13 protein-coding genes and 4 pseudogenes are annotated in these 23,064 nt (G+C 60.4%); 7 read left to right on the top strand and 10 right to left on the bottom strand.

Features of this window, described 5'->3' with window-relative positions:
* Window positions 1-13: 13 nt before the first annotated feature.
* Together efeO and LRS56_12175 are read right to left on the bottom strand one after the other, a co-directional pair.
* Window positions 14-1,216, bottom strand: coding sequence for an iron uptake system protein EfeO (efeO, locus tag LRS56_12180; GenBank protein WDU65136.1), 1,203 nt, complete (start codon window positions 1,214-1,216; stop codon window positions 14-16).
* Between the two features lie 10 nt (window positions 1,217-1,226).
* Window positions 1,227-2,072, bottom strand: coding sequence for an FTR1 family protein (locus LRS56_12175; GenBank protein ID WDU65135.1), 846 nt, complete (start codon window positions 2,070-2,072; stop codon window positions 1,227-1,229).
* Window positions 2,073-2,240: 168 nt separating this feature from the next.
* Between LRS56_12175 and LRS56_12170 the strand changes: the two genes are divergently transcribed.
* Both LRS56_12170 and LRS56_12165 read left to right on the top strand, forming a co-directional pair.
* Window positions 2,241-3,266 (top strand): AraC family transcriptional regulator, encoded by a 1,026-nt coding sequence (locus tag LRS56_12170; GenBank protein WDU65732.1) that lies wholly within the window; start codon window positions 2,241-2,243, stop codon window positions 3,264-3,266.
* A gap of 129 nt (window positions 3,267-3,395) precedes the next feature.
* On the top strand, window positions 3,396-6,776 hold the full coding sequence (locus LRS56_12165) for a hypothetical protein (protein WDU65134.1): 3,381 nt from the start codon (window positions 3,396-3,398) through the stop codon (window positions 6,774-6,776).
* A 560-nt stretch (window positions 6,777-7,336) separates the two neighbouring features.
* Here LRS56_12165 and LRS56_12160 read toward each other — a convergent pair.
* The 3 genes and pseudogenes from LRS56_12160 to LRS56_12150 form a co-directional block, all read right to left on the bottom strand.
* Window positions 7,337-8,752, bottom strand: a complete 1,416-nt coding sequence (locus tag LRS56_12160; protein ID WDU65133.1) for a TolC family protein — start codon at window positions 8,750-8,752, stop codon at window positions 7,337-7,339.
* Window positions 8,749-11,929, bottom strand: a pseudogene (locus tag LRS56_12155) (efflux RND transporter permease subunit). Before LRS56_12155 ends, LRS56_12160 begins: the two are co-directional and overlap by 4 nt.
* 15 nt (window positions 11,930-11,944) lie before the next feature.
* On the bottom strand, window positions 11,945-13,186 hold the full coding sequence (locus LRS56_12150; GenBank protein ID WDU65132.1) for an efflux RND transporter periplasmic adaptor subunit: 1,242 nt from the start codon (window positions 13,184-13,186) through the stop codon (window positions 11,945-11,947).
* A gap of 407 nt (window positions 13,187-13,593) precedes the next feature.
* Here LRS56_12150 and LRS56_12145 point away from each other — a divergent pair, with 407 nt between their 5' ends.
* Together LRS56_12145 and LRS56_12140 are read left to right on the top strand one after the other, a co-directional pair.
* Window positions 13,594-14,562 (top strand): XdhC family protein, encoded by a 969-nt coding sequence (locus LRS56_12145; GenBank protein WDU65131.1) that lies wholly within the window; start codon window positions 13,594-13,596, stop codon window positions 14,560-14,562.
* A 52-nt stretch (window positions 14,563-14,614) separates the two neighbouring features.
* On the top strand, window positions 14,615-15,496 hold the full coding sequence (locus LRS56_12140; GenBank protein WDU65731.1) for an AraC family transcriptional regulator: 882 nt from the start codon (window positions 14,615-14,617) through the stop codon (window positions 15,494-15,496).
* On the opposite strand, the gene LRS56_12135 is transcribed toward LRS56_12140, so the two are convergent.
* From LRS56_12135 to LRS56_12120, 4 genes and pseudogenes are all read right to left on the bottom strand, one after another.
* Window positions 15,493-16,002: a response regulator gene (locus tag LRS56_12135; GenBank protein WDU65130.1), complete on the bottom strand. Its 510-nt coding sequence runs from the start codon at window positions 16,000-16,002 to the stop codon at window positions 15,493-15,495. The genes LRS56_12140 and LRS56_12135 overlap by 4 nt on opposite strands.
* A pseudogene (locus LRS56_12130) lies at window positions 15,999-18,317 on the bottom strand (ATP-binding protein). The gene LRS56_12135 and the pseudogene LRS56_12130 overlap by 4 nt, the downstream one beginning before the upstream one ends.
* Entirely contained in the window at window positions 18,314-18,967 is a 654-nt protein-coding gene (locus LRS56_12125) for a response regulator transcription factor (protein ID WDU65129.1), read from the bottom strand. Before LRS56_12125 ends, LRS56_12130 begins: the two are co-directional and overlap by 4 nt.
* Window positions 18,964-20,148, bottom strand: a complete 1,185-nt coding sequence (locus LRS56_12120) for a sensor histidine kinase (GenBank protein ID WDU65128.1) — start codon at window positions 20,146-20,148, stop codon at window positions 18,964-18,966. Before LRS56_12120 ends, LRS56_12125 begins: the two co-directional genes overlap by 4 nt.
* Window positions 20,149-20,315: 167 nt before the next feature.
* Between LRS56_12120 and LRS56_12115 the strand changes: the two are divergent.
* The 3 genes and pseudogenes from LRS56_12115 (at window position 20,316) to LRS56_12105 (ending at window position 22,652) form a co-directional block, all read left to right on the top strand.
* Window positions 20,316-20,835: pseudogene (locus LRS56_12115) on the top strand (SgcJ/EcaC family oxidoreductase).
* A 176-nt stretch (window positions 20,836-21,011) separates the two neighbouring features.
* Window positions 21,012-21,368 (top strand): antibiotic biosynthesis monooxygenase, encoded by a 357-nt coding sequence (locus tag LRS56_12110; protein WDU65127.1) that lies wholly within the window; start codon window positions 21,012-21,014, stop codon window positions 21,366-21,368.
* A pseudogene (locus LRS56_12105) lies at window positions 21,365-22,652 on the top strand (MFS transporter). Before LRS56_12110 ends, LRS56_12105 begins: the two are co-directional and overlap by 4 nt.
* Before the next feature lie 5 nt (window positions 22,653-22,657).
* Here LRS56_12105 and LRS56_12100 read toward each other — a convergent pair.
* Window positions 22,658-23,011, bottom strand: a complete 354-nt coding sequence (locus LRS56_12100) for a c-type cytochrome (protein ID WDU65126.1) — start codon at window positions 23,009-23,011, stop codon at window positions 22,658-22,660.
* Window positions 23,012-23,064: the final 53 nt, after the last annotated feature.

Here is a 23,064-nt window from a genome sequence, read left to right as displayed (position 1 = left end):
TAGTTGGTCGTCTTCACTGCAGGCCGGAGAGGCCAAGGGCTGGGTCGATTCCATCGAGTGCAACGGCCAGAGCCTTGGCCTTGTCCGCGATCTGCTGGCGCTGATCAGCGGTGACGCTGTCATATGTGGCGTAGCCTGTGTCCACCTTGAAGCCTTGCAGCTCGGTATCGAAGGCGGCCAGGGCGCTGTCGATGTTGGGCAGCAGGTCGGCAGCGGATTTGGTCAGCAACGGACGCATCAGCTCGACCACCTTGTGCGCCGCCTTGAGGTTGGCGGCAAAGCCATTCAGGTCGACGTGGCTGTAGCGTTCCTCCTCGCCACTGATCGCACGCACATCCGCCAGGCTGTTGAGGTTGCGCACCACAATGCCCACCAGTTGTCCCGGCGGCAGGGACTGGGCCAGCAACTGCTGCTTGAGGGTGCTGACATCGGTGACCAGACGCTGCGCAACCGGGGCCAGGCCGTCGAGGCTGCGTTGCTGGAACAGGCTGTATTCAAGGCGATGGAAGCCGCTGAAGGCCGGGTCCTGTTCACGCTTTTCAAAGTAATCGGCACGGGCATTGATCGCGTTGTCCAGCTCCGCCAGGCGCTGCGAGGCTGGGGCCAGTCGTTGGTAGGCTTCGCGGGCAGGTACATACAGCGCCTGGGCTTGGGCTAGGTCACCGGCGGCGATGGCTTGTTGCAGGGCCGTCACAGCCTTGATCAGGGCGCTGCCCTGGCTGCTCAGGTACACGCGAAACTCCGACAGCGGCCCGATAAACGCCACCATCGACGGCTTGGCCTTGGCCTGGGCGTCGGATTCCGCCGTCGGCGTGACATGCAGCGTGCCACGCGGGTTGCTCAGCAGGCCGCAGGTGATCGCATAGTCGCCGGGCAGCAGGTTGGCGTTGATCACCTGGCTCAGGCCGGGGGCGATGTTCTCGCGCTCTTCGACCACCAGCACACCGTCGAGGATTTCCCATTCCACCGCGCGATCGGAGCGATTGATGATGCGAAAACTGGCGCGCCCGGCGGGTACTGTCAGTGCATTTGGCTCACAGGCGTGGCCATGGATGGTCACGGCGATTTCATTGTGGTTGGTCTGGCGCTTGCTCGCCGCCAGTTGCGAGGCGTAGTAGAACAGAGCACCGGCGGCGATCATCACGACCACCGAGCCTGCCACGGCCCAGCGCAAGGCGCGGGGTGGCGAAGCCGGTTGAGGGGTTGGGTTGGACAAGGGACGGTCCTTACTGGCTGGAAACGGAAGAGGTTTTTACGACGGGCTTGGGCGGGGTCGCAGGCAGGAAGAACATCACCAGGGCCACCACCAGGTAGATCAGATAGGCGCCGAGGGTGCTGATGGTCGGCGCTTCCTGATAGCCGAACATCCCGGCCAGCACCGAACCCAGCGGGCTGTCCATCGGCAGCGCGGCGCTGAAGTCAAACAGCACGGTCTGCAAGTGGTTCCACACGCCGGCTTCGTGCAGGGCCTGCACCGAGTTGGCGAGGATGCCGGCGGCCACCACCAGGATAAACAGGCCAGTCCAGCGGAAGAACGCGCCGAGGTTCAGGCGCATGCTGCCGCTGTAGATCAGCAAGCCCACGACAATCGCCAGGATCAGGCCGAGCAGGGCGCCAATCGGCGCGCCCGGACCTTCGCTCTGCTGGAATACCGCGAGCAGGAAAAATACGGTTTCGAGACCTTCGCGGGCCACGGCGAAAAACACCATAAGGATCAGCGCCGTCACCTGGTGTTTGGAGCCGGCCAATGCGTGATCAAGGGATTCGTGCAGAGAATGCTTGATGGAGCGCGCCACCTTGCGCATCCAGAACACCATGGAACTGAGGATGCCCACGGCTACCAGGCCGACGATGCCTTCGAACAGTTCCTGCTGTTTTTGCGGGAATTCCGCACTGACCAGTTCCAGGCCGCCGCCGACCAGCAGCGCCAACGCTGCCGCCAGGAAGACCCCGACCCACACGGCCGGCATCCATTGGCCGCGCCCGGTCTGTTGCAGGTAACTGGCGATAATGCCAACGATCAGAGCGGCTTCAATGCCTTCGCGCAGCATGATTAGAAAAGGAACGAGCATTCGCCACCACAGCATAACTAGATAGGGTGCTAATTTGTAACATAATGATACTCATTACTAAACAAGGAATATTGACGTTTACTGAACACTGGCTGAACGGTGGTGGCGAAGCGCAGCCGCCCTTATGATGCATGCCATCTTGTGCGCGATCGGATTGCCCAACTGCCCATGTCGGAAAAAGACACCATTTCCATCCACCTCGTGCGCGAAGCCCTGTTGCAGAGCTGTGCGCCAGGCGCGGCCAGCGTTGATGTGCTGACTAAAGCGGGTATCGACCCCACGCTGCTGACCGAGCCCACCGCACGGGTTTCGGCCACCACCTACGCACGCCTGTGGCGCCTGCTGGCACGGCGCATGGATGACGAGTTCTTCGGCATGGACCCGCGCAAGCTCAGGTCCGGCAGCCTGGCGTTCCTGTGTCGTGCGGCCATGGCGCAATCGACGCTGGGCGCCAGCCTGGAAACGGGTTTGGGGTTTTTATCCTTGATGCTTGAGCAACTGCCCGCCCAGTTGGTTCGCCAGCAAAGTCTGGCGGAAATCGTGCTGTTGGAGCCTGAGGTGCAGCCTAAGCGGGCGTTCACCTATTTCACTTACTGGATGATTGCGCACGGCGTGGCCTGCTGGCTGGCGGGCCGGCGGATTCCGATCCTGGCCATCGAGCTGCGCTGCCCGCAGCCGGACTTCTGTGATGACTACCAAGTGATGTTTTCCGACAACCTACGGTTCGATCGGCCACGTACACGCATGATCTTTTCCGCCGATTGCCTGGACTTGCCGATCAAGCGCAGCGTGGAAGAACTCAAGCGCTTCCTTGCTCATGCACCGGCGAACATCCTGGTTAAATACCGCGACCCTGACAGCCTGGCCACCCGCATTAAACACGACTTGCGCCAGATGCCGCCCGACACCTGGCCCGAAACCGACAGCCTGGCTGCCACCCTGTGCATCTCTGCCTCCACGCTGCGCCGCCGTCTGGCCGAAGAGGGTCAGACCTATCAGGGCCTTAAAGACAGTGTGCGCAAGGAGCTGGCGATTGTCTGGCTGGCCGAAGCCGATATCAGCTTTTTCGAGATCGCTTTCCGTTTGGGGTTCGCCGATGTCAGCTCATTTTATAAAGCGTTCCGTAAGTGGTCCGGCTCCAATCCGGGGCATTACCGCAGCTTGATTCTAAGTGAAGCGTTGCCGCTTACTTGACTGTGGGATGGGTGCGTTCAGCGTGTGGTAATTTCTACTCATCAATGCAGCGACGGCTTCAGAACAATCCCCTTCTGATGAGGGAAAGAGGTTTTCACAATTCACGCTCCTTTAATCTGGAGTGTGTTCATGAGTGTGTTCAACGCCGATGTTGGTAAAGTTTCGTACAGCGGATCGTTTGTGGGGCCCAGGGTTGATGCCTATACGAAAGCGCCGCCCGCTCCGGAAGTGCTCGCTGAGTTGGATATGGCGGTTTCCGTGCAGAAAAGAGCTGACAACGAACTGGCCAGGCTTTTAGCCGCAGCTCACGAAAACATCAGTACGTGGCGTGCACCGTCCGACCAGACCTCGGTTGGCAAGTGGCTGAATCTTTTCAACCAGTCGTGGAAATCGCCTGCACTAAAGGCTTGGACGAGCGCGCAAAACCTCAATCCAAACACGTTGCGTCTACACGGTTCTACGCTGACAGCAGAAAAAACGGTTGACGGAAAGCGCACCACCCTGACGTTTTCCCCCAATGACGGCTCTGGGTGGTGGCCGATAGGGCGCCAAGCCATTGCCAGCGCAGCCATACTTGATCCGAAACAGTCAGGTTTGGCCGGTAACTCTCAGGCTGATCTTGGGCCGCAGAGCGTTGCGGCGTTCTACGGATTAAGCTGGCCGGTCAATAATGCCCAGGCCGAGCATCTCAAGCTCCGCGGGTTCCCAACCGGGCACGTGGCGGATGACCTCATTCGCGCCGCTGAGGTTCGGGAACTGGCCTTGCAGGAGTTCATGGATACAGAGCAGGAAGCTGAGTTGATGAAGACATTGCTCGGTGTAATAAAGGACAAGCCTGACGATGAAAAAATTGATCTGGGGGCAATTTTACAAGCCATTTCGCCGGGGTCCTCATTCGCGATTGCCAATAAGTCCCGACCTCAGGTGCTGAAGAGCCTGAGGGACAACTCCCAGATGCTTCCTATCTTGCAAGCCAGTCAGGCGGACGCGGCGGCTCGACTTCGATTGGTAGATGGGCAGTTGTATGTCAAGAGCAGTGGTCAAAGCGGGCAGTGGAACAACGTGACTGCGGCAGTGAGAGCCAACGGAGCGCTGGCGCCTTTGCTGGAGAACGCCATCGAACAGGCCAAAAGTACGGGGAACATCATTAACTCAGGCGCGAGGGCTGACGCCAGTCAGTTGCTGCGCTTTGCCGGGATGGATAAATTACCCGCCAATATCACCGTCAGCGAACTGCGCAATCTACTGAGTTGGAAACTCAACCCCCTCCCACCAGGACCGCACTTGGGCAACGGCGCCCGGGACTTTTTGGCGGACGCTCGGTCACCTGAGTTCTTAAGTACCGAGCAGCGCGCAAGAGTGCGCGCGTCCGCTACGGGCACAAACGCAGATGCACAACCAACGCTCACGTTGTTTGATTGCTCACCGCAACCATGGGCAGGCCTAACCCCAGAACTTGTACGTAGGAGTGCCGACAAACTCATTGCCAAGGCGTTGAGTCAGGGGGATGTATTGGCGCGTAGCGGCCCCATTCTCCAAGCGTTGAAAGACGACCCGTCAGCCCCCGCCAGGGAGGTTTCACCAAGCGCTCGCCAACAGATGATCCTGGCCCGTGACCTGCTCAGGGTTGATCCGGAACTGGGTCTTAAACGCAATCAAATTGCGGGATACGACCTGTATTCGGCGTCTAACTCAGGTAAAACATTGCTTCAAGTGCACGCTGAATTGCAGATACACATTGCCAACACTCAAAATATATCCCCGAACGAAGCTGTATTAATCACACATATTTTGTTAGCGACAGTTGCCCCTGAGTTCCTAGTCAAGGGCGCTGACGAAGAGCGGGTGGGAAGTTTATCGCTGGTGAACTTGCGCCTTCAGACTGCACTGGTGGAGTTAGCCTCGCCAGGCAGTTCGCGCGCCATGAATACAGAGCAGATCAGTTCACGCGCATTGTTGACGCCTGTTTCGACTGAGCACGAGCAATTCCTGGCAGCGGAGAGCGCGGGGCCGATTTATGATTGGGCGATTGCACAAGGTGTAGTCACTCCCGAGGAAAATTATTCGCCGTCAGCCGTCCATCGGGCGTTCACGCACTACAACCGACGTCTTGCCGAATTGGGCGCCATGAGCAGTGAAATTGATAACGCCAATACAGTCCTTATCACTCGCAGTGAAGCCGCTAAGCAGGAGCTCGAAAGGGTATCCCCAGGCAATGATGAGTTTTTCAAAAAGCGCACGATATACACTGAACCAGACTCGGTGTTATACGGGTTATTAAAACCTTTTTTGGAGTATTCCGCCGCCGCCTCGGGTGGCTCCCCCTCGTCTATTGATGGCAAGCGGATATCGATAGCAGAGCATGCTATTGAAGCCAGTTTTCTCTACGACCTGTACATGTCGGGGGTGTTGACAGCAGAGAATGCAAATTCCAGCGAATGGAAATTTACCAGCAGCGAAGATCGACTGAAATTTGAGTCGTTAAAGCCGCTGCTATCAACGTTAAAACCTATAAGCGAAGTATTCGATCGCAAGTTCAACGCTGCGACGGCGCACCTTGAAAACGCAAAAGCCCTGTCCACCAAAATAATGATGAGTGAAATGCCCGTCGAAGACAGAGTGCGCCTGAATTCTGGCACGGTCTTCGTATTAGGCCCCTTGACACCCCAGCTATCCCAGCAGGAAATCGGGCCGATAATCTATGTCACTCATGCGTCGGGGCCCCAGTGTTATCAATTTCTGCCATCAACGAACAGCTATATCGTGCGCCTGGATTTGATGGATGCCATGTCTTCAATGGCCCACCGTTATGATCAGCAAAACAGTGAAACGATGCGTTTGTACAAACGTAAGTATCCGACGTTGCCGGCTGATATGGGTGTTCAGTTGTATTTACCCGCAGACACGCAGGATCAGAACGCAGCCTTTAAAGTACCGAACACCTATTCATCCATGAGGACAGACAGCATCGTCAATTTTCTCAAGAGTGCTGGCATGTTAGTTGATCGCCCCTTGATGCTGGCAGACGCCAAAGGCACAACGAGTAATGAGAAGATTCAGCAGAAATTTGACAATGCGGAGTCGTTTATCGTTAACACGCTAATTCCTTTCAAAGGCAATATTGAAGACATCGCCTCTGGCGATCCCAAGCGCATTGCAATGGGCAGTCTCGGGCTCGGGCTGGAGCTGATAGGCGCCGTGTTCGTGGTGGTCGGTGCTGCCAGTGCCGCAGCAAAAGGTGCCTCCATTCTGTTCAAGCTGGGGCAGTTCGGTAAGGCGGCCCTGTCGATGTTCAACCTTCCTGGCGCCGTAGTGGATACCAGTAAGGCTTTGTTTCGCCTCTCACAAAACGGGATAAAAGGGTTAGGCAATGTCGCTCCTAAGGCGTTGAGCAAAGGCCTTTCTGACCTGCGAAGTTTGGTGTCTGCTGGTTATAAAAAGCCCCCAGTGCACAGTGGGGGGATCAATCAAACTCTTGACGGGCGAAGAGACTATCGGGTTGTTGAGTAATACCGGTTTGGTAAACACCGGGATCGGAACCAATGGTTTTATCCAACAACCTGCTCCTGTTCAGTCACCGGGTGACACCGTAAATTCTCTGCCTTAACCTTCATCCACTAGCACTTCGAGCAGGGATGCTCACTCCCCCCATCCGGTTTCACCCTACGCGTCGCCTTCTTCTGACTTCCCCCAAACGCGACTCGAAAGAGTTTACGCATTAACACATCGAAAAAAGCCTCTCGATTAGCCAAGCTTTACGGCTGAGTCACCGCGCCTGACGGATACAGCGTTAACTGTGTAGCCCGTTTCCCAACGTTAAAGCGGCCGTTACGATGCTCCTGGTGGAACATACGGCGCGTTGTTCTGGACCGCCAGCCAGTGCAGGACTTCCCCCAAGGTCTTAAATATTTGCGTCGGAGCATGATGTTTAGCGGCATGCTTCTTCGAACGGTTGGCACTGCCGACACGCTGTATGAATGGCTACGCCACTGACCAAAAAAGCCCCGTGACCGAATGGACCACGGGGCTAAAAATTGGCTGGATGCGACCAACCAAAGGAGCTCTTTACCTCACTTGCTGCTGGCGATCACCGTATCCGGCTGCCAGCCACCACCCAGCGCCTTGTAGATCGCGACGATGCCGCGATACAGGTCCACTTCGGCCTGGGCCTGAGAGTCTTCGGCGGCCAGGCGTTCGCGCTGTGCGTCGAGCAATACCAGGAAGTCCACGGTCCCTTCGCGATAGCGGATCGCGGCCAGGTCGGCGGCGGCGCGGCTGGATTCACTCTGACGGATCAGCGATACCAGGCGCTGTTGGCGTTTGCCGTAATCACTGAAGGCATTTTCCGATTCTTCCAGCGCCAGCAGCACTTGCTGCTCGTAAGTCGCCAGGGCGCCATCCGCTTCGGCATTCGCGCCGCGCAAGCGTGCACGCACGCTGCCCAGGTCAAAGGCGGCCCAGGTAATGCTTGGGCCCAGGGACCAGGCATTGGCTGCAGCCGAGCCGATCTGCGAGCCACGCCCGGCGGTAAAGCCGAGGAAGCCGCTGAGGCTGACCCGTGGGAACAGGTCGGCTTTGGCCACACCGATACGCGCAGTGGCGGCGGCCAGTTTGCGTTCGGCGCTGAGGATATCCGGGCGACGTTGCAGCAATTGCCCCGGGTCGCCGATCGGCAACGCCTTGGCAATCGCCGGCAGGTCTTTGGGGCTCAGGTCTACGCTGAGCTTGTCGGGGCGCTGGCCGAGGAGGGTGGCGATGCGGTTACGCTCGCGCACCTGCTCGGCTTGCAGTTGCGGCACGCTGGCTTCAACGGCTGCCAGGCGTGCGTCGGCGCGCTCCACATCCAGTTGGTCGCCGACGCCGGCATCACGCAAGCTCACGGTGATGGTGCGCGATTCCTGCTGATTCTTCAGGTTGTCCAGGGCAATGCGTTCGCGCAGCTGGGCGCCGCGCAGCTGGCCGTAGGCATCCACCAACTCGGCAATCATGGTGACTTGCAGTTGGTAGAGATCCGCTTCGGCAACCTGCTGGTCAGCGTCGCTGGCTTCCAGGTTGCGACGGATACGCCCGAACAAGTCGACTTCCCAGGCCATGTCCAGGCCCAGGTCGTAGCGCTCGCTGTTGACGCGTTGGGTGGTCTGGCCCGGGATCTGGCCTTTGCCCACGTCACTGCTGGCACGGCTGGTGACCACCGGCATGATGTCGTTCGCTGCGTCATCACGGATGGCGCGGGCCGCCCGCAGGCGGGCAAACGCCACACGCAGGTCACGGTTGCCGCTCAGCGACTGGGTGACCAGTTGGTCCAGGGTCGGGTCGTCGAACTGCTGCCACCAGATGCCTTCATAGTTGGCGTGGTCATAGCTCTTGGTGTCGGCGGCGGCCGTGATGTTGGCCGCCTCCAGGTTCTGGGTTTTGTAGTCCGGGCCCACGGCACAGGCGCTCAGCGCCAGTACCAGCAAGCTCGGCAGAAAGACTTTCACACTCATTGCTGTGTCTCCAGCTTCAAGGCCTTGGCCGCTTTGCGCGCTTCACTGCGCTCCACATAGCGACGGATCAGTACGTAGAACACTGGCGTCAGCAACAGACCGAAGAAGGTCACCCCGATCATCCCGGAGAACACCGCCACACCCATGGCATGACGCATCTCGGCACCGGCACCGCTGGACAACACCAGAGGCACCACACCCATGATGAACGCGAACGAGGTCATCAGGATCGGCCGCAGACGCAGGCGGCAGGCTTCCAGCACCGCGGCGAGCGGATCGAGACCTTCCTGCTGTTTATCCTTGGCGAACTCGACAATCAGAATCGCGTTCTTACACGCCAGGCCCACCAGTACGATCAAGCCGATCTGCGTGAAGATGTTGTTGTCGCCGCCCGAGATAATCACCCCGGTGATGGCCGACAGCAGCGTCATCGGTACGATCAGGATCACCGCCAGCGGCAGGCTCCAGCTTTCGTATTGGGCCGCCAGTACCAGGAACGCCAGCAGGACGCAGAGCGGGAACACGAACAGCGCAGTGTTGCCCGAGAGGATTTGCTGATAAGTCAGGTCGGTCCACTCGTAGGTCATGCCGTTGGGCAGTTCATCCTTCAACAGTTTTTCAATCGCGGCCTGGGCCTGGCCGGAGCTGTAGCCCGGTGCGGCGTTGCCGTTGATTTCGGCGGTGATAAAGCCGTTGTAGTGCATCACGCGGTCCGGGCCCGAGGTGTCGCTGACCTTGATAAAGGTCGCCAACGGGATCATCTCGCCTTTGTTGTTACGCACTTTCAGCTGGCCGATCTGATCGGAGTCCTGGCGGAACTGTTGCTCGGCCTGCACGTTGACCTGGTAGGTGCGACCAAAGCGGTTGAAGTCGTTGGCATACAACGAACCCAGGTAGACCTGCAGGGTGTCGAAGATGTCGCTGATCGCCACGCCGTGGGTCTTGGCCTTTTCGCGGTCGATGGCGGCATCGACTTGCGGCACGTTGACCGTGTAGCTGGTGAACAGGCCGAACAGCTCCGGCACGCCGTGGCTCTTGGTGATGACGTTCTGCACTTCTTTGTAGAGCTCGTCATAGCCGAGGTTGCCACGGTCTTCGATCTGCAGGCGGAACCCGCCGATCGTACCCAGGCCCTGTACCGGCGGCGGTGGGAAGATTGCCATGTAGGCTTCTTCAATGTTGGCGTATTGGCCATTCAACGCACCGGCAATCGCACCGGCGGACATGCTCGCATCTTTGCGTTCATCGAACGGCTTCAAGGTCACGAACACAATGCCGCTGTTCGGGCTGTTGGTGAAACCGTTGATCGACAGGCCTGGGAATGCAATCGCGCTTTCCACGCCGGGCTGTTTCAGGGCGATGTCCGACATGCGCTTCATCACGCTTTCGGTGCGGTCCAGGCTCGCGGCGTCCGGCAGTTGGGCGAAGGCCACCAGGTATTGCTTGTCCTGGGCCGGGACGAAACCGGTCGGGGTGTGGGCAAATCCGAAGAAGGTCAGCACCATCAGGCCGGCGTACACGAACAGGGCTATGCCGCTGCCGCGAATGACCCGGCGTACGGTGCCCACGTAGCCATGGCTGGCCTTGTCGAAAAAGCGGTTGAAGGGACGGAACAGCCAGCCGCCGAAAAGCTTGTCGAGGAACTTCGAGAAGCGATCCTTGGGTGCATCGTGACCGCGCAGCAACACGGCGGCCAGGGCAGGGGACAGGGTCAGCGAGTTGAACGCCGAGATCACCGTCGAGATCGCAATGGTCAAGGCAAACTGTTTGTAGAACTGCCCGGTCAAGCCACTGATAAAGGCGGCGGGGATGAATACCGCACACAGTACCAACGCGGTGGCGATAATCGGCCCGGTCACTTCGCTCATGGCTTTTTCAGTCGCCGGGAACGGCTCCAGGCCCAGCTCGATATTACGCTCGACGTTCTCCACCACCACGATGGCGTCGTCCACCACAATCCCGATGGCCAGTACCAAGCCGAACAAGGACAAAGCGTTGAGCGAGAACCCGAACAGGTGCATCACCGCAAACGTACCGATCAACGATACCGGCACCGCCACCAACGGAATGATCGAGGCACGCCAGGTCTGCAGGAACAGGATCACCACCAGCACCACGAGGATCAGCGCTTCGAACAGGGTGTGCACCACTGCTTCGATGGAGCCGCGTACAAAGATCGTCGGGTCATAGGCGATGCGGTAATCCATGCCCGCCGGGAAGCTCTTTTTCAGCTCGGCCATTTTGCTGCGTACATCGTTGGAGATGTCGATAGCATTGGAGCCGGGGCGCTGGAATATCGGAATCGCAACCGCAGGCTGGTTATCGATCAGCGAGCGCAGCGCGTATTGGCTGGACCCCAACTCGACCCGGGCGATGTCCTTGAGGCGCGTGATTTCACCGTTGTCGCCGGCGCGAATCACAATGTTCTCGAACTCTTCCTCGGTGACCAGGCGGCCCTGGGTATTCACCGACAACTGGAAGCTGGTGTCCGTCGGCGCAGGCTGGGCGCCAAGAGCACCGGCTGCGACCTGACGGTTCTGTTCGCGGATCGCGTTGACCACATCGGTCGCGGTCAGGTTGCGTGAGGCCGTCTTGTTCGGGTCAAGCCATACGCGCAGGGAGTAGTCGCCCATGCCGAACAACTGCACGTCGCCCACGCCGCCCAGGCGGGCCAGCTCATCCTTGATGTTGAGGATCGCGTAGTTGGACAGGTACAGCATGTCGTAACGCTGATCCGGGGGAGGTCAAGTGCACCACCATGGTCAGGTCGGGGGAGGCCTTGTCCACGGTGATACCGATGCGCGTCACTTCCTCAGGCAGTTTCGGCTGAGTCCGCGTTACACGGTTTTGCACCTGTACCTGCGCATTATCCAGGTCGGTGCCCAGGGCGAAGGTGATGGTCAGGGTCAGCTTGCCGTCGGCGGTCGACTGCGAGGACATGTACAGCATGTTCTCGACGCCGGTGATGGCTTGCTCCAGCGGAGCAGCCACGGTTTCACCGATGACTTTAGGGTTGGCGCCCGGGAAGTTGGCGCGCACCACCACGGTCGGTGGCACCACTTCCGGGTATTCACTGATCGGCAACTGGAACAGCGAGATCGCACCGGCGATCAGGATCAGCAGCGAGAGCACCGCTGCGAAGATCGGCCGCGAAATGAAGAACTTGGAAAAATTCATCTTGAGTCGTATCCCTTAACCGCGTGGCGTCGCAACGGCTGCGAGTTTGGGCGCGGTTTTTTCCGGCGCCACTTGCTCCAGGTTGCTGGCTTCAAGCGCTTGTCGTTGTTGTGCCAAGGCAGCGAGGGTTTCCTTGCTGGCCATCGGGATGGTTTCCGGTGCAACCGGCGACCCGGGGCGAACGCGCTGCAGGCCCTTGACGATAATCGTGTCGTCTTTGTTCAGGCCGCTGCGCACGATGCGCAACCCTTCGATCTTCGGCCCCAGTTCCACCGAGCGATAGGCCGGCTTGTCGCCGTCCATCACCAGCACGAATTTCTTGCCGAGGTCGGTGCCCACCGCTTCGTCGTTGATCAACACGGCAGAGTAGGTGCCGCTGCCCACCAGCTTCAGGCGTGCGTACAGGCCAGGGGTGTATTCGCCCTTGCTGTTATCAAACACGGCGCGACCACGGATGGTGCCGGTGGCCGGGTTGACCTGGTTGTCGACGAAGTTCATCTGGCCCAGGTGCGGGTTGCCGGTTTCATTCGACAGGCCCAGGTACACCGGGGTGGTGGCACCACGACGGCCTTGGCGGGCCAGTTCGGTGTACTTGAGGAACACCCGCTCATCGGCGTCGAAGTAGGCGTAGACCTTGTCGGTCGACACCACGCTGGTCAGCGCCGTGGTGTCGGCGGTGACCAGGTTGCCGGCGGTGATTTCGGCACGGCTGACACGGCCGCTGATCGGCGAGGTGACGCGGGTGAAGCTCAGGTTCAACTTGGCCAGGTCCAACTGCGCCTGAATCCCTGCGACGGCGGCGCGGGCTTCCTGGGCGGAGGTGGTGCGCGAGTCAGCCAGTTCGGCGGAAATCGCATTGCTCTGGCGCAGGCGTTCGCCACGCTGGGCTTCGTTATCGCTGCGGGTGGCGGCGGCTTTGGTTTGAGCGAGCTGGGCCTCAAGACGACGCACTTCAGCCTGGAACGGACGCGGGTCGATCTGGAACAGCAGGTCGCCTTTCTTGACCAAAGCGCCTTCGGTGAAAGCGACTTGGTCAATCTGGCCAGAAACCCGCGGACGAATCTGTACGGTTTCCGGCGCCTCCAGGCGGCCGGTGAACTCGTCCCACTCGTTGACCGGTTGTTCAAGCACCTTGGCCACGCTGACTTTGGCAGCTGGCATGGCGGCCGCTTGTTCCGGAGATTTGCCGCACGCGCTCATCACCACCACGGCCAAAATCGCCAGGGGGAAGCGCAAATGTTTGAGTGACTGTTCCATGAGGTGCATCCGCCAATGTATTTGAGATGGGCGGATCATGCGCGGCGAGGTGCTATGTCACGAATCGAATGAAGCAAAGGTAACTATCATTCGGAATGATATAAGCGCGGGATTAGCCCTCTAGGATGCGGCTTTCGTTAGGGTGCTATCAATAGGAGTGATGACAAAAGACTGTTGCTGCCATCGCAATGACGATTGCCGGTCAGGTTCACCGGATAATCCGCCCTCGATCAGTTTGAGCACTGCCCAGACCAGAAACAATTTGTCACATGCAAGCCTGTTTTCCGACTTCTGTTGAAATAGGCAATAAATTCCCTTGATCAGACAATCACCTCTACCGGCTAACTCCACATACTCCGAGCACACTGGGAAACTCATCGGAGGAAGGCCGGGCCGGTTCGCATTTCATGAAAAACCTTGATCTCCAAGTTATCCAGCAAGCCACCACGTGGCTCGAACAAGACCGTTGCGTTTGGCTGTGCACGGTGCTTGCAACGTTTGGTTCAGCACCACGAGGCCCTGGGTCTCTATTGGCAGCCCTGTCGACAGGCGAGTTCTGCGGTTCACTTTCGGGAGGCTGTGTAGAGGAAGACTTCCTTGAACGGTTGGGGCGCCATGAGTTCGTCGAGCATAACCATGTCGTGCGTTACGGTGAGGGCGGGCTTGCACCCTCACTGGAGCTGCCGTGTGGCGGCGTACTCGACGTACTGGTCGAAAAGTTCGAACCCGATTGCGCCGCTAAAGCGCACTTCGCAGTCCTGCTGGGCGCGCTGCAAGGCCGCCAGCGCGTGGTGCGGCATATCACGCTTGGAACCAATGCCCGACAGACTCAGAGCGATGCGGGTGCCACTGCACCGGTCGTCGTTGACGCCGATCAGGTGCGGATTCGTATGGGGGCCGCGCAACGATTGTTGATTGCCGGCCTGTCGCCGGTGGCCGAGTTCTGCGCCGGTTTCGCGGTTGCCTTGGGTTATGAGGTGATCGTCTGCGACCCGCGCGCGGAGTTGACCGCTGCCTTCAGCATGGCCGGGGTGGAAGTACTCAAGGTGTTTCCTGCCACGTTCATTGCCGAGGGCGGATGCCATGACGGCACGGCGATTGTGGCGTTGACCCACGACCCGCGCATGGACGACCTGACATTGCTGGAGGCGGTGAGGACCCGCGCTTTTTACATCGGCGCCATGGGCTCCAGGCGCACCAGCGAAAAGCGTCTTGAGCGGGTCAAGCGCATTGGCGCGTTGGCGCCGCAGATGCTCGAGCGCATTCATGCGCCGATTGGACTTAACTTGGGGAGCAAGACCCCAGCCGAGATTGCCCTCGCAGTCATGGCGGATATTGTTCGCTTTAGCAACGGAGTCGCTCGTGACCAACTCTAGACCTGTGCTGATCAAGGAATCCTATGGGCAACCTGTGCTCATGAAAGAACCGATGGCGTGCGCCGTCAGCCGTCTTGCGGGCGCGGTTGACCTGGTGTTGGGCGGCGATGACGAAAGAATTGGGGCATTGCCTGGGCTGGACCTGTACCGGCGCTTGGACATCACGGCACCCATGCACTGTATTTACGGCCTGGGCATTGGCGTCACCTTGCAAGGTTGCAAGCGGGTATTGGTCGGCAGTGAAGTGCTGACCTACGGGCCCGGCCAGTCCATGGTGACCAGCGTTGATCTGCCGGTCATTTCACAGGTCAGCCAGGCGAGTACGGCCCAGCCGTTCCTGGGAATGATGCTGGCGCTGGACAACGCCACCGTGATGCAAGTGGCTGACCGCATGAAACTGTCCCAACGCATGCGGGAAGACGAATTCCGAGCGGTGACTGTACAACCCCTGGACGCTGGGGTGCTGGATGCCGTGCGGCGCCTGGTGGAGCTGCTCGGCGAGCCACAATTGCTTGAAACCCTGGCCCCGCTGATCAAGGAAGAGCTGATTGCGCGGCTATTGAGCGGTGCCCATGGCCCGCAGTTGCTGCATGTGATCGCAGCCGGGTCGCCCAGCCAGCACATTGCCAGGACCGTTGCCTGGCTGAAACTCAACTATCGCCAGGCACTGCGCATGGATGACTTGGCGGCCCACGCCCATATGAGCCCGTCGACGTTTCGCCAGCATTTTCGCGCCTTGACGGGCATGAGTCCGTTGCAATATCAGAAGCAACTGCGGTTGCAAAGTGCGCGGCAGTTGATGCTCAGCCAGGGCGTGGATGCAAGCAGTGCCGGTGGCATGGTGGGGTATGAAAGCTCGTCGCAGTTCAGTCGTGAATACAGCCGTCTGTTTGGCGAGCCACCGCAACGCGACATCAAGCGAATCCGCGTCTAGCAGCGTCGGATAGTGGAGGGCGCCGTCGCCGCGTTGGCGTTCGCGCTGCCGTCCGTTGAACCGCGCCGTTGCAACAACTCAATCTGATCGGCCGGCACCAGCGTGCGCAAGGTTTTGTAAAGCACGCGGGTTTCCAGCAGGTTCCATACCCGCAGCATGGTTTCCAGCGCATCCAGTGGCTTGCTGATGAAATCCCTGGCGCCGAGCGCGAGGGCGCGCAGGCGGGTGTCGCGGGTGGCGTCGGCGGTCAGCACGAGGATCGGCAGGTATTCACCCTGGGGGATGCGCCGGTTGAGTTGTTCCAGCACGGCAAAGCCATCGAGCTCGGGCATGTGCAAGTCGAGAATCACCAAGTCCGGTTCGAAACTGTTGAACAGCTCAAGTGTGCGCAATGGCTCAGTGCTGCTCACCACGTTGTTCAGCCCTTCGCGGGCGAGCAATTGCTCCACCAGGTCGAGATTCGGGCGTTGGTCGTCGATGATCAGAATGCGCAGGTCGAGGTTCACGCGGGCTCCGGAAAGTATTGTTCGAGGTGGGCAAGAAACGCGGGGACGTTAATCGGCTTATTCAATATGGCCGTCGCGCCCGCGTCATGCAGGGCCTGGCGGGTGAGGTCGCTGGTATCGGCGGTGATCATCAACACCGGTGTGTACCGGGTGATCGCGGACCGGCGCAAGCGCTGCAGCACGGTGAGGCCATCCATGTCCGGCAGTAACACGTCCAGCAAAATCAACCGGGGCGCATGTTGTGCGGCCAGGTCCAGACCCAGTTGGCCTTGCATGCTGGACAGCAGCTTTATGCCCGGCCTGCGGTGCAGCAAGGTTTCGATCAGCGCCAGGCTGGAGAGATTGTCCTCGATGTACAGCACCTTGCCCTGAATCGAGGGGGGCAGGGCGCACCGGCGTGGTCTCGACCACGGCAGCGGCCGGGTCGCTGGGCGCCTGCACCCGCACCAACGGCAGCTCCAGGGTGAAGCGTGAACCGACACCCTGCTGGCTGTCCACGCTCAGTGTGCCATTCATCTTTTCCAGCAGGCTTTTACTGAGTGCCAGGCCCAGCCCGCTGCCTTCGACGTTCGGGTCGGCCCCCAGGCGCTCGAACGGCTTGAACAACTGCCCGATGTGGTCGGCCGCGATGCCCTTGCCGGTATCGCAGACGGCTACGCGGATGCTTGGCCCCAGGGCCACGACCTCCAGGCTGACCTGGCCCTGGGGCTGGTTGTATTTGATGGCGTTTGACAGCAGGTTGAGCAGCACCTGGGTCAGGCGTTGCCGATCCGCCACGATGCCGATATCCACCGCCAGCGTAGGCAGTGGCTGCAACTGGATCCCTGCGTCGGCGGCCATGGGGGATACCAGCGTCAGCGCCTCCTGCAGCGACGCCGCCAGGGGAATCGGCTCGATGTTCAGGGGCAAGCGCCCGGCCTCGATCTTGGCAATGTCCAACACTTCGTTGATCAGCGTCAGCAGGTGCTGGCCGGCGCGCAGGATATGACCGACTTGCGCTTTTTGCCCTGCCGCCGAATCCAGGTCCAGCAGTTGCGCAAAGCCCAGGATCGAATTGAGCGGGGTGCGCAGTTCGTGGCTCATGCGTGAGAGAAACTCGCTCTTGGCCCGGCTGGCACGTTCGGCTTCCTCGCGAGCGGTGCCCAGCGCAATCTCCGCCGCACGACGGTCGGTGATGTCGCGGGTGATCTTCGAGAAACCCCGCAAAGCACCGGTACTGTCGTACTGCGCGGTGATCACCACGCTGGCCCAGAAGCGCGTGCCGTCCTTGCGGCAACGCCAGCCTTCTTCGGTGTAGTCACCGTCGCGGGTGGCCTCGCGCAGCGCCATGTCCGGGTGTTGTGGGCATTCTTCAGGCAGGTAGAACACCGAGAAGTGCTGGCCAAGAATCTCCTGCTCGGTGTAGCCCTTGATCCGCTCGGCGCCGTTGTTCCAACTGGTGACATGGCCTGCGCTGTCGAGGGCGAAGATCCCGTAGTCCTTGACCCCGTCGATGATCAGCCGCAAGCGCTCTTCGTTCTCGCGCAATGCGCGTTCGCGCTCGGCCAGCAGCCCCCGGCCTCCACCAACCGCGTGCCCAACTGGCCGATCTCGTCATTTTCCGGCGGGTGCGCCCGCAGCGGCTGCCCGAGGGCCAGGCGTTGCGCGTTGCCTTGCACTTGCTGCACCCGGGCAACAATGCCCTTGGACAGAAACAGCACCGCGACGATTGCGCCAAACAGCCCGCAGATGGCCGCCAGCCAGGTCGACAGCAGCAGCCGCTGGCGCGTCTCGGCCGCAGCCGAAGTGCGCTCAGCGAGCAGCGAGTCTTCAAGGGTGAGCATGGTGCCGATGTGCTGGCGTAAAGCATCCAGGATGTGTTTGTTGCTGACGAGAATGCTGGTAATCGACTCAGCGCTTGTCGTCGGGTCGTTGAGCATGTCCTCCAGCCCATCGATTTTGCTGTTGATCAGCGGCGTGATCGACGCGAGCTGTTCGCGCACCCGTTGATCGCGAACATTCTGGTCGAGGCGGCGCAGGGCTGACTCAATCTGCGGCTTGGCGTTGAGGTAGCCCGGCAGGAAATCATCGCGGTGGGTCAGCAGGTAGCCGCGCACGCTGGCGGCGGCTTCGGCCAGCAGCGTGTGCACGGCGCGGATATCGCCTTGCACGCGCAGCACTCGGCGCACGTCCTCTTCAGCGCGGGCGGTCTGCCGCTCGGTGATGTAGATCAGCACCAGGGACAACAACAGCACCACCAGCGGCAGCGAAATCACCACCAGCGCTTTGCCGCGCAGGGGCAAGTCCGCCCAACGCCTGGCGTACATGCGCATCATGCTTGCGTCACCAGGCCCAACGCGATACCCCGCACGGCGGCCTGGGTGCGATCGGCCGCACCGAGCTTGCCGATCACCCGTTCGACGTGTGCTTTAGCGGTGCCGGTGGTAATCCCCAGGTGCGCACCGATTTCCCGGTTGCTCATCCCGTTCGCGACCAACCCGAGCACCTGACGCTCGCGTGGGGTCAGGTTTTCCGTGGCCGCCGCGCCGTTGGCGTTGCGCTCGGTCATGCGCCGCAGCAGGCGAGCGCTCACCGCACTGTTGAGCGCTTCTTCACCGGCGGCCACCCGTTGCAAGGCGTCGATTACCTCGTTCCGGCTGGCGTCTTTAAGCAGGTAGCCCACCGCCCCGGCATTCATCGCGGCTTCCAGATGGTCGGGGCTGTCATCCATGGTAAAAATCACCACCTTGACGGCCGGCAGGCGCTGTTGCAGCAGGCGGGCGGCGCCGAGGCCATTGAGCACCGGCATACGAATATCGAGGATGACGATGTCGGGCAGCAACTGTTCGCACAGCTCCACCGCTTGCTGGCCATCACGGGCCTGGCCGACCACTTCGAATTGCGGGTGACCGGCCAGCAACGCGACAAACCCGGTGCGCGTGACTTCATGATCGTCGGCCAGCACCAAGCGCAAGAGTGGGCTCATTGAGGTGTTCCGTTCAGGTGGGCCGGCACGCGGGCGTGCAGTTGGGTGCCGCACTCGATGCTGCTGGCACAGGTGAAATGGCCACCCAGCAGGCTGGCGCGCTCGTGCATGGTGGCGAGGCCCAGGTGCTGGGCGCCCAGGGTGTCGAGTGGCTGGCCTGGGGCAAAGCCTTTGCCGTCGTCGTTCACCCGCAGCGAAACCTGGCCGTCGTGCAGTGCCAGGGCCAGTTGCACATGGCTGGCCTGCGCGTGCTTGAGAATATTGTTGATGGCTTCCTGGCCGATTCTGAACAAGGCGATTTCCACCTGACTGGGCAAGCGCCCCGCGTAGGCGGTGGTCCACTGCACGCTGACGGCGGCTTCGCGCAGGCGGTCAGCTTCTTTGTCGAGCGCCTTGAATAGGCCGAAATCATCCAGCACCGTCGGGCGCAGGCCGGCGATCAGTTGCCGGCCTTCCCCCACCGAGTGTTGGGCCAGGGTCAGAATCGCCTGCAGGTCTGCATTCAACGTGTCTGGCAGCGTCGGGCAGCGGCCGGCAAACCCTTGCAGGCGCTGATGTAACCCCGCGAGGGTTTGCGCCAACCCATCGTGCAAGTCGTAGGCCACGCGCTTGCGCTCGTCCTCCTGGGCCCGCAGCAGGCGGTTCACCAGGTCGGACAGCGTCCTGTCGCGGGTTTTGAGGGTAGTCAGCAATCGTTGGTTTTCCAGGTGCGCGGCCAACAGCGTGGCGAGCAATTGCAGGGATTCACTGTCTTCATGGTCTGGTGCGCGCAGGCTCACACTGTTGCCCAGTACCAATACGCCAAAGGCATCGCCATCGCTGCCGCGCAGCGGTACTTGCAACACACTGGGCAGGGCGCTTCCCGGTAGCTCCAGCCAGCACGGTGTGCGTAAGCGGCGATCGGCGACGGCAGCGAGGCTGCTCAGTCGATCCTGGCTGCCATGGCGTGCTGTGACAGTGGCGCATCCCTCGGCATCCCACTCCTGAATCAGCCCGTGGTCCATCGCAAGAAACGCGCCTGCCCGCGCCAGCACGCGTTCGCGCATGGCATCAGGCGCCAGTTGCGGTAATGCCTGCCCGGTGTCCACCAGCAACCGCAAACGCGCAGTGCGACTTTCGGATTGTCGATAATGCGCACGGATAGCCAGGGCACTGCCGGGATCGTGTGGCGTGTTTTGCATGCTTGGGCTCCGGTGTCACAGGCTCGCGGGCGCGAGGGAGGCTATTAAACCTTGTTGAGCGGGTTGCGCGCCATCTGCCAAATGGCATAGCTAAATAACTCCGGTTGGCCGATGGCGGGCGTGCAGGCGATTGGCAAAGTGTGCTCACCCACAACAGGAGCATCCCAATGAACTTTAAAGCCGTGTCGATCGCCGTGATTTTCGCCTTGAGCGCCCCCCTTCGTGCAGGCTGCCGAGACGTCACCGTATGTCTACCGCGAGGTGGCCCAGGCGCCTGCCAATGCGAAAGACCGCGAGATTGCCGGGTTGTTTGACCGTTGGAACAGCGCCTTGCAGACCGGTAACGTCAAGACAGTGGTCGACTTGTATGCGCCGGGCGCGGTGTTGCAGCCGACCGTGTCCAACCAGGTACGTACCACGCCGGAGCAGATCACCGACTACTTCGATCACTTCCTGATGCTCAAGCCGGTAGGCCAGATCAACTACCGTGAGATCCGCCAGCTTGGCACTAATGTGGCGATGGACAGCGGGGTCTACACGTTCACCCTGACCGAGGCGAACGGCAAGAAACGCCACGTGCAGGCACGCTACACCTTCGTCTACGAGCAGGTGGGTGGCCAGTGGAAAATCCTCAACCACCATTCCTCGGCGATGCCTGAAGTGCAGGTGAAACACGCCAAGCAGTAACCGTTGATTTAAACAGTCCACGCCCTTGCGGGTGTGGACTTTTTTGCGTTTGCGCCACATCAGATCGGGCAAGCAATCGCGTCGATCAGGCAACCATGGCGCGCCGGGGGCACAGCATACTGGTGAGGACTTACCCAATCGATAAGCGTCAAGTGCGCCTTTTTTGGAGAACACTCATGCGTTCGCCTGACCGCGGCACCCAGTTCAGCCAGTTCGTTGAGTTCGTCGTCGACCCACTGCATGTGCAGGATCTGGTGACGGCTTTGATCGAGCGCGTCGAGCGCTTTACCCGTCTCTGCCCCGGATTTATCAGCGCGCAGGTGCACGTCAGCGAGGCCGGCGACCGGGTGCTGATGCAACTGTTGTGGCCCTCCAGGCAATCCGGCGAGCTGGCGATTGAACGCGCCCAAACGGTTGAGCCGGATCTGTTTCACCTGGCACGCCAGCACCACGCCAGCGCCCTGTTTTTCAGCACCTTCAATGCGCTGGCGCAGGTGTGCGCAGTACCGGCTTCCGAAGGTGGGGGGCAATGACGCCTGCGGGGACGTTCAAGTGGGCGCACGTCTTGCCGGCGGAAAGAGCAGCACTGCTACTGGGTTTCGCCTTTCATTTCTGCGTGTTGGCCAGCTACTACCTTGGTGCGGCCTTTGCGTGACGCATTGGGCCTGGAGGGCGGCGCAGACAAGTTACAGTGGCTGTTCACCGCGACATTTGTGGTGATGCTGCTGATGGTTCCGCTGTTCGGCGCGCTGGTATCACGGCTGCCGGCAACGCGGTTCATCCCGCTGATCTATCGCCTTGTGGCAGGCACCATGCTGGTGTTTGGTGTGTTGATTACGGCAAAAATTGCGCCTGTGCAGGTTGGCCAGGTGTTCTTCGTGTGGATCAGCGTCTACAACCTGTTCATCGTCTCGATTTTCTGGAGCGTTCTGGTCGACCGCTTTTCCAGCGAGCAAGGCTTGCGCTTGTTTGGCTTTATTGCAGCGGGCGGGACGCTGGGCACGTTCATTGGCCCACTGTTGGCCGCCACCCTGGCCACCCGGCTTGGGCCGATTGCACTGACGCTGGCAGCAGCACTGCTGCTGGAATTGGCGGTGCGTTGCTATCGGGCACTGTTGTCACGCACCGATGCGCAGGCGACGTGCCAGGCGCAAGGGCATCGCGGGATGGGCGGCAGTATGCTCGCCGGCCTCACGCTGATTGCTCGTTCACCCTATCTGCTGGGGCTGGTGGTGTTCATGCTCCTGCACACCACGGCTGCCACCTTTCTGTACTTCGAGCAGGCTCGGATAGTCGCTGGGAGCTACGCGGATGTGGCCAGCAGAACCCGGTTTTTTGCGCTCATCGATCTTATCGTTTCGGCCTTGACCTTGACCTTTCAACTCTTGCTCACGGCGCCGTTGATTCGCCGGGTGGGCGTCGGTGGTGCGCTGGTGGCGCTGCCCGTGGTGACGCTGGTGGCATTCACTGCAATGGCGATGTCGCCCGTGCCGGCGACGGTGGCGTTGGCGCAGGGCTTGCGTCGTGCGATTGAATTTTCGGTGGTGCGTCCGGCACGTGAAGTGCTCTGGACCGTCGTCAGCCGTGAGGAAAAGTACAAGGCCAAGAACGTCATCGAGACCCTGGTGTATCGAGGTGGGGATGCGCTCAGCGGTTGGCTTTCGGTCGGGTTGGCTGCAGCGGGCGCCGGGTTTGGCGTGGTCGCGGTGTTGATTGTGCCGGTCGCCGGCATGTGGGGCGGGGTGTGCTTTTGGTTGGCAAGGCGTCAACGACAGATGGCTGCCAAGGCATCAGTTCAAGCAACTGATGCCGAATAGGGCAATTATTGTGCGCCGTCCAGCAACCATTGGGCGATTGACTTCGCGTCGGCGTCAGACACCTGAGTTTGCGGCGGCATCGGCATCGGCCCCCATTTGCCGGTGCCGCCAGCCTTGATGCTGGCTGCCAGTTGCTCAGCCGTGGTATCGCTGCCAGCATACTTTTGCGCGATACCTTTCCAGGAGGGGCCCACCACCTGTGCATTGGCTTGATGACAGCCCACGCAAGCGTAACGCTGGACCAGTGCCTGGCTCGCTACAGCCTCGCTGGTGAGTGTGCCCAGTGCCGCCGCAAGCAGGGCGCTGTAGGCCAGGAGGGGCGCCCGAGGCATCCGCGGTAATTTCAGGTATTGGTTCAATTGGAGTCTCTCTCAATCAATCAAAAAGGCGGTGCAGCCGAGTGCACCGCGTG

The organism is Pseudomonas poae (genome assembly GCA_028869255.1).
Lineage (GTDB): Bacteria > Pseudomonadota > Gammaproteobacteria > Pseudomonadales > Pseudomonadaceae > Aquipseudomonas > Aquipseudomonas poae_C.
Note: the sequence above shows the minus strand (reverse complement) of the source record. Positions and strands in the feature narration are given on the sequence as shown.

Bases quoted from the DNA above. Each gene is read 5' to 3' on its own strand.
- LRS56_12175 (WDU65135.1), bottom strand. From the start codon at position 2,072: ATGCTCGTTCCTTTTCTAATCATGCTGCGCGAAGGCATTGAAGCCGCT.
- LRS56_12170 (WDU65732.1), top strand. From the start codon at position 2,241: ATGTCGGAAAAAGACACCATTTCCATCCACCTCGTGCGCGAAGCCCTG.
- LRS56_12165 (WDU65134.1), top strand. From the start codon at position 3,396: ATGAGTGTGTTCAACGCCGATGTTGGTAAAGTTTCGTACAGCGGATCG.
- LRS56_12160 (WDU65133.1), bottom strand. From the start codon at position 8,752: ATGAGTGTGAAAGTCTTTCTGCCGAGCTTGCTGGTACTGGCGCTGAGC.
- LRS56_12150 (WDU65132.1), bottom strand. From the start codon at position 13,186: ATGGAACAGTCACTCAAACATTTGCGCTTCCCCCTGGCGATTTTGGCC.
- LRS56_12145 (WDU65131.1), top strand. From the start codon at position 13,594: ATGAAAAACCTTGATCTCCAAGTTATCCAGCAAGCCACCACGTGGCTC.
- LRS56_12140 (WDU65731.1), top strand. From the start codon at position 14,615: ATGGCGTGCGCCGTCAGCCGTCTTGCGGGCGCGGTTGACCTGGTGTTG.
- LRS56_12125 (WDU65129.1), bottom strand. From the start codon at position 18,967: ATGAGCCCACTCTTGCGCTTGGTGCTGGCCGACGATCATGAAGTCACG.
- LRS56_12120 (WDU65128.1), bottom strand. From the start codon at position 20,148: ATGCAAAACACGCCACACGATCCCGGCAGTGCCCTGGCTATCCGTGCG.
- LRS56_12110 (WDU65127.1), top strand. From the start codon at position 21,012: ATGCGTTCGCCTGACCGCGGCACCCAGTTCAGCCAGTTCGTTGAGTTC.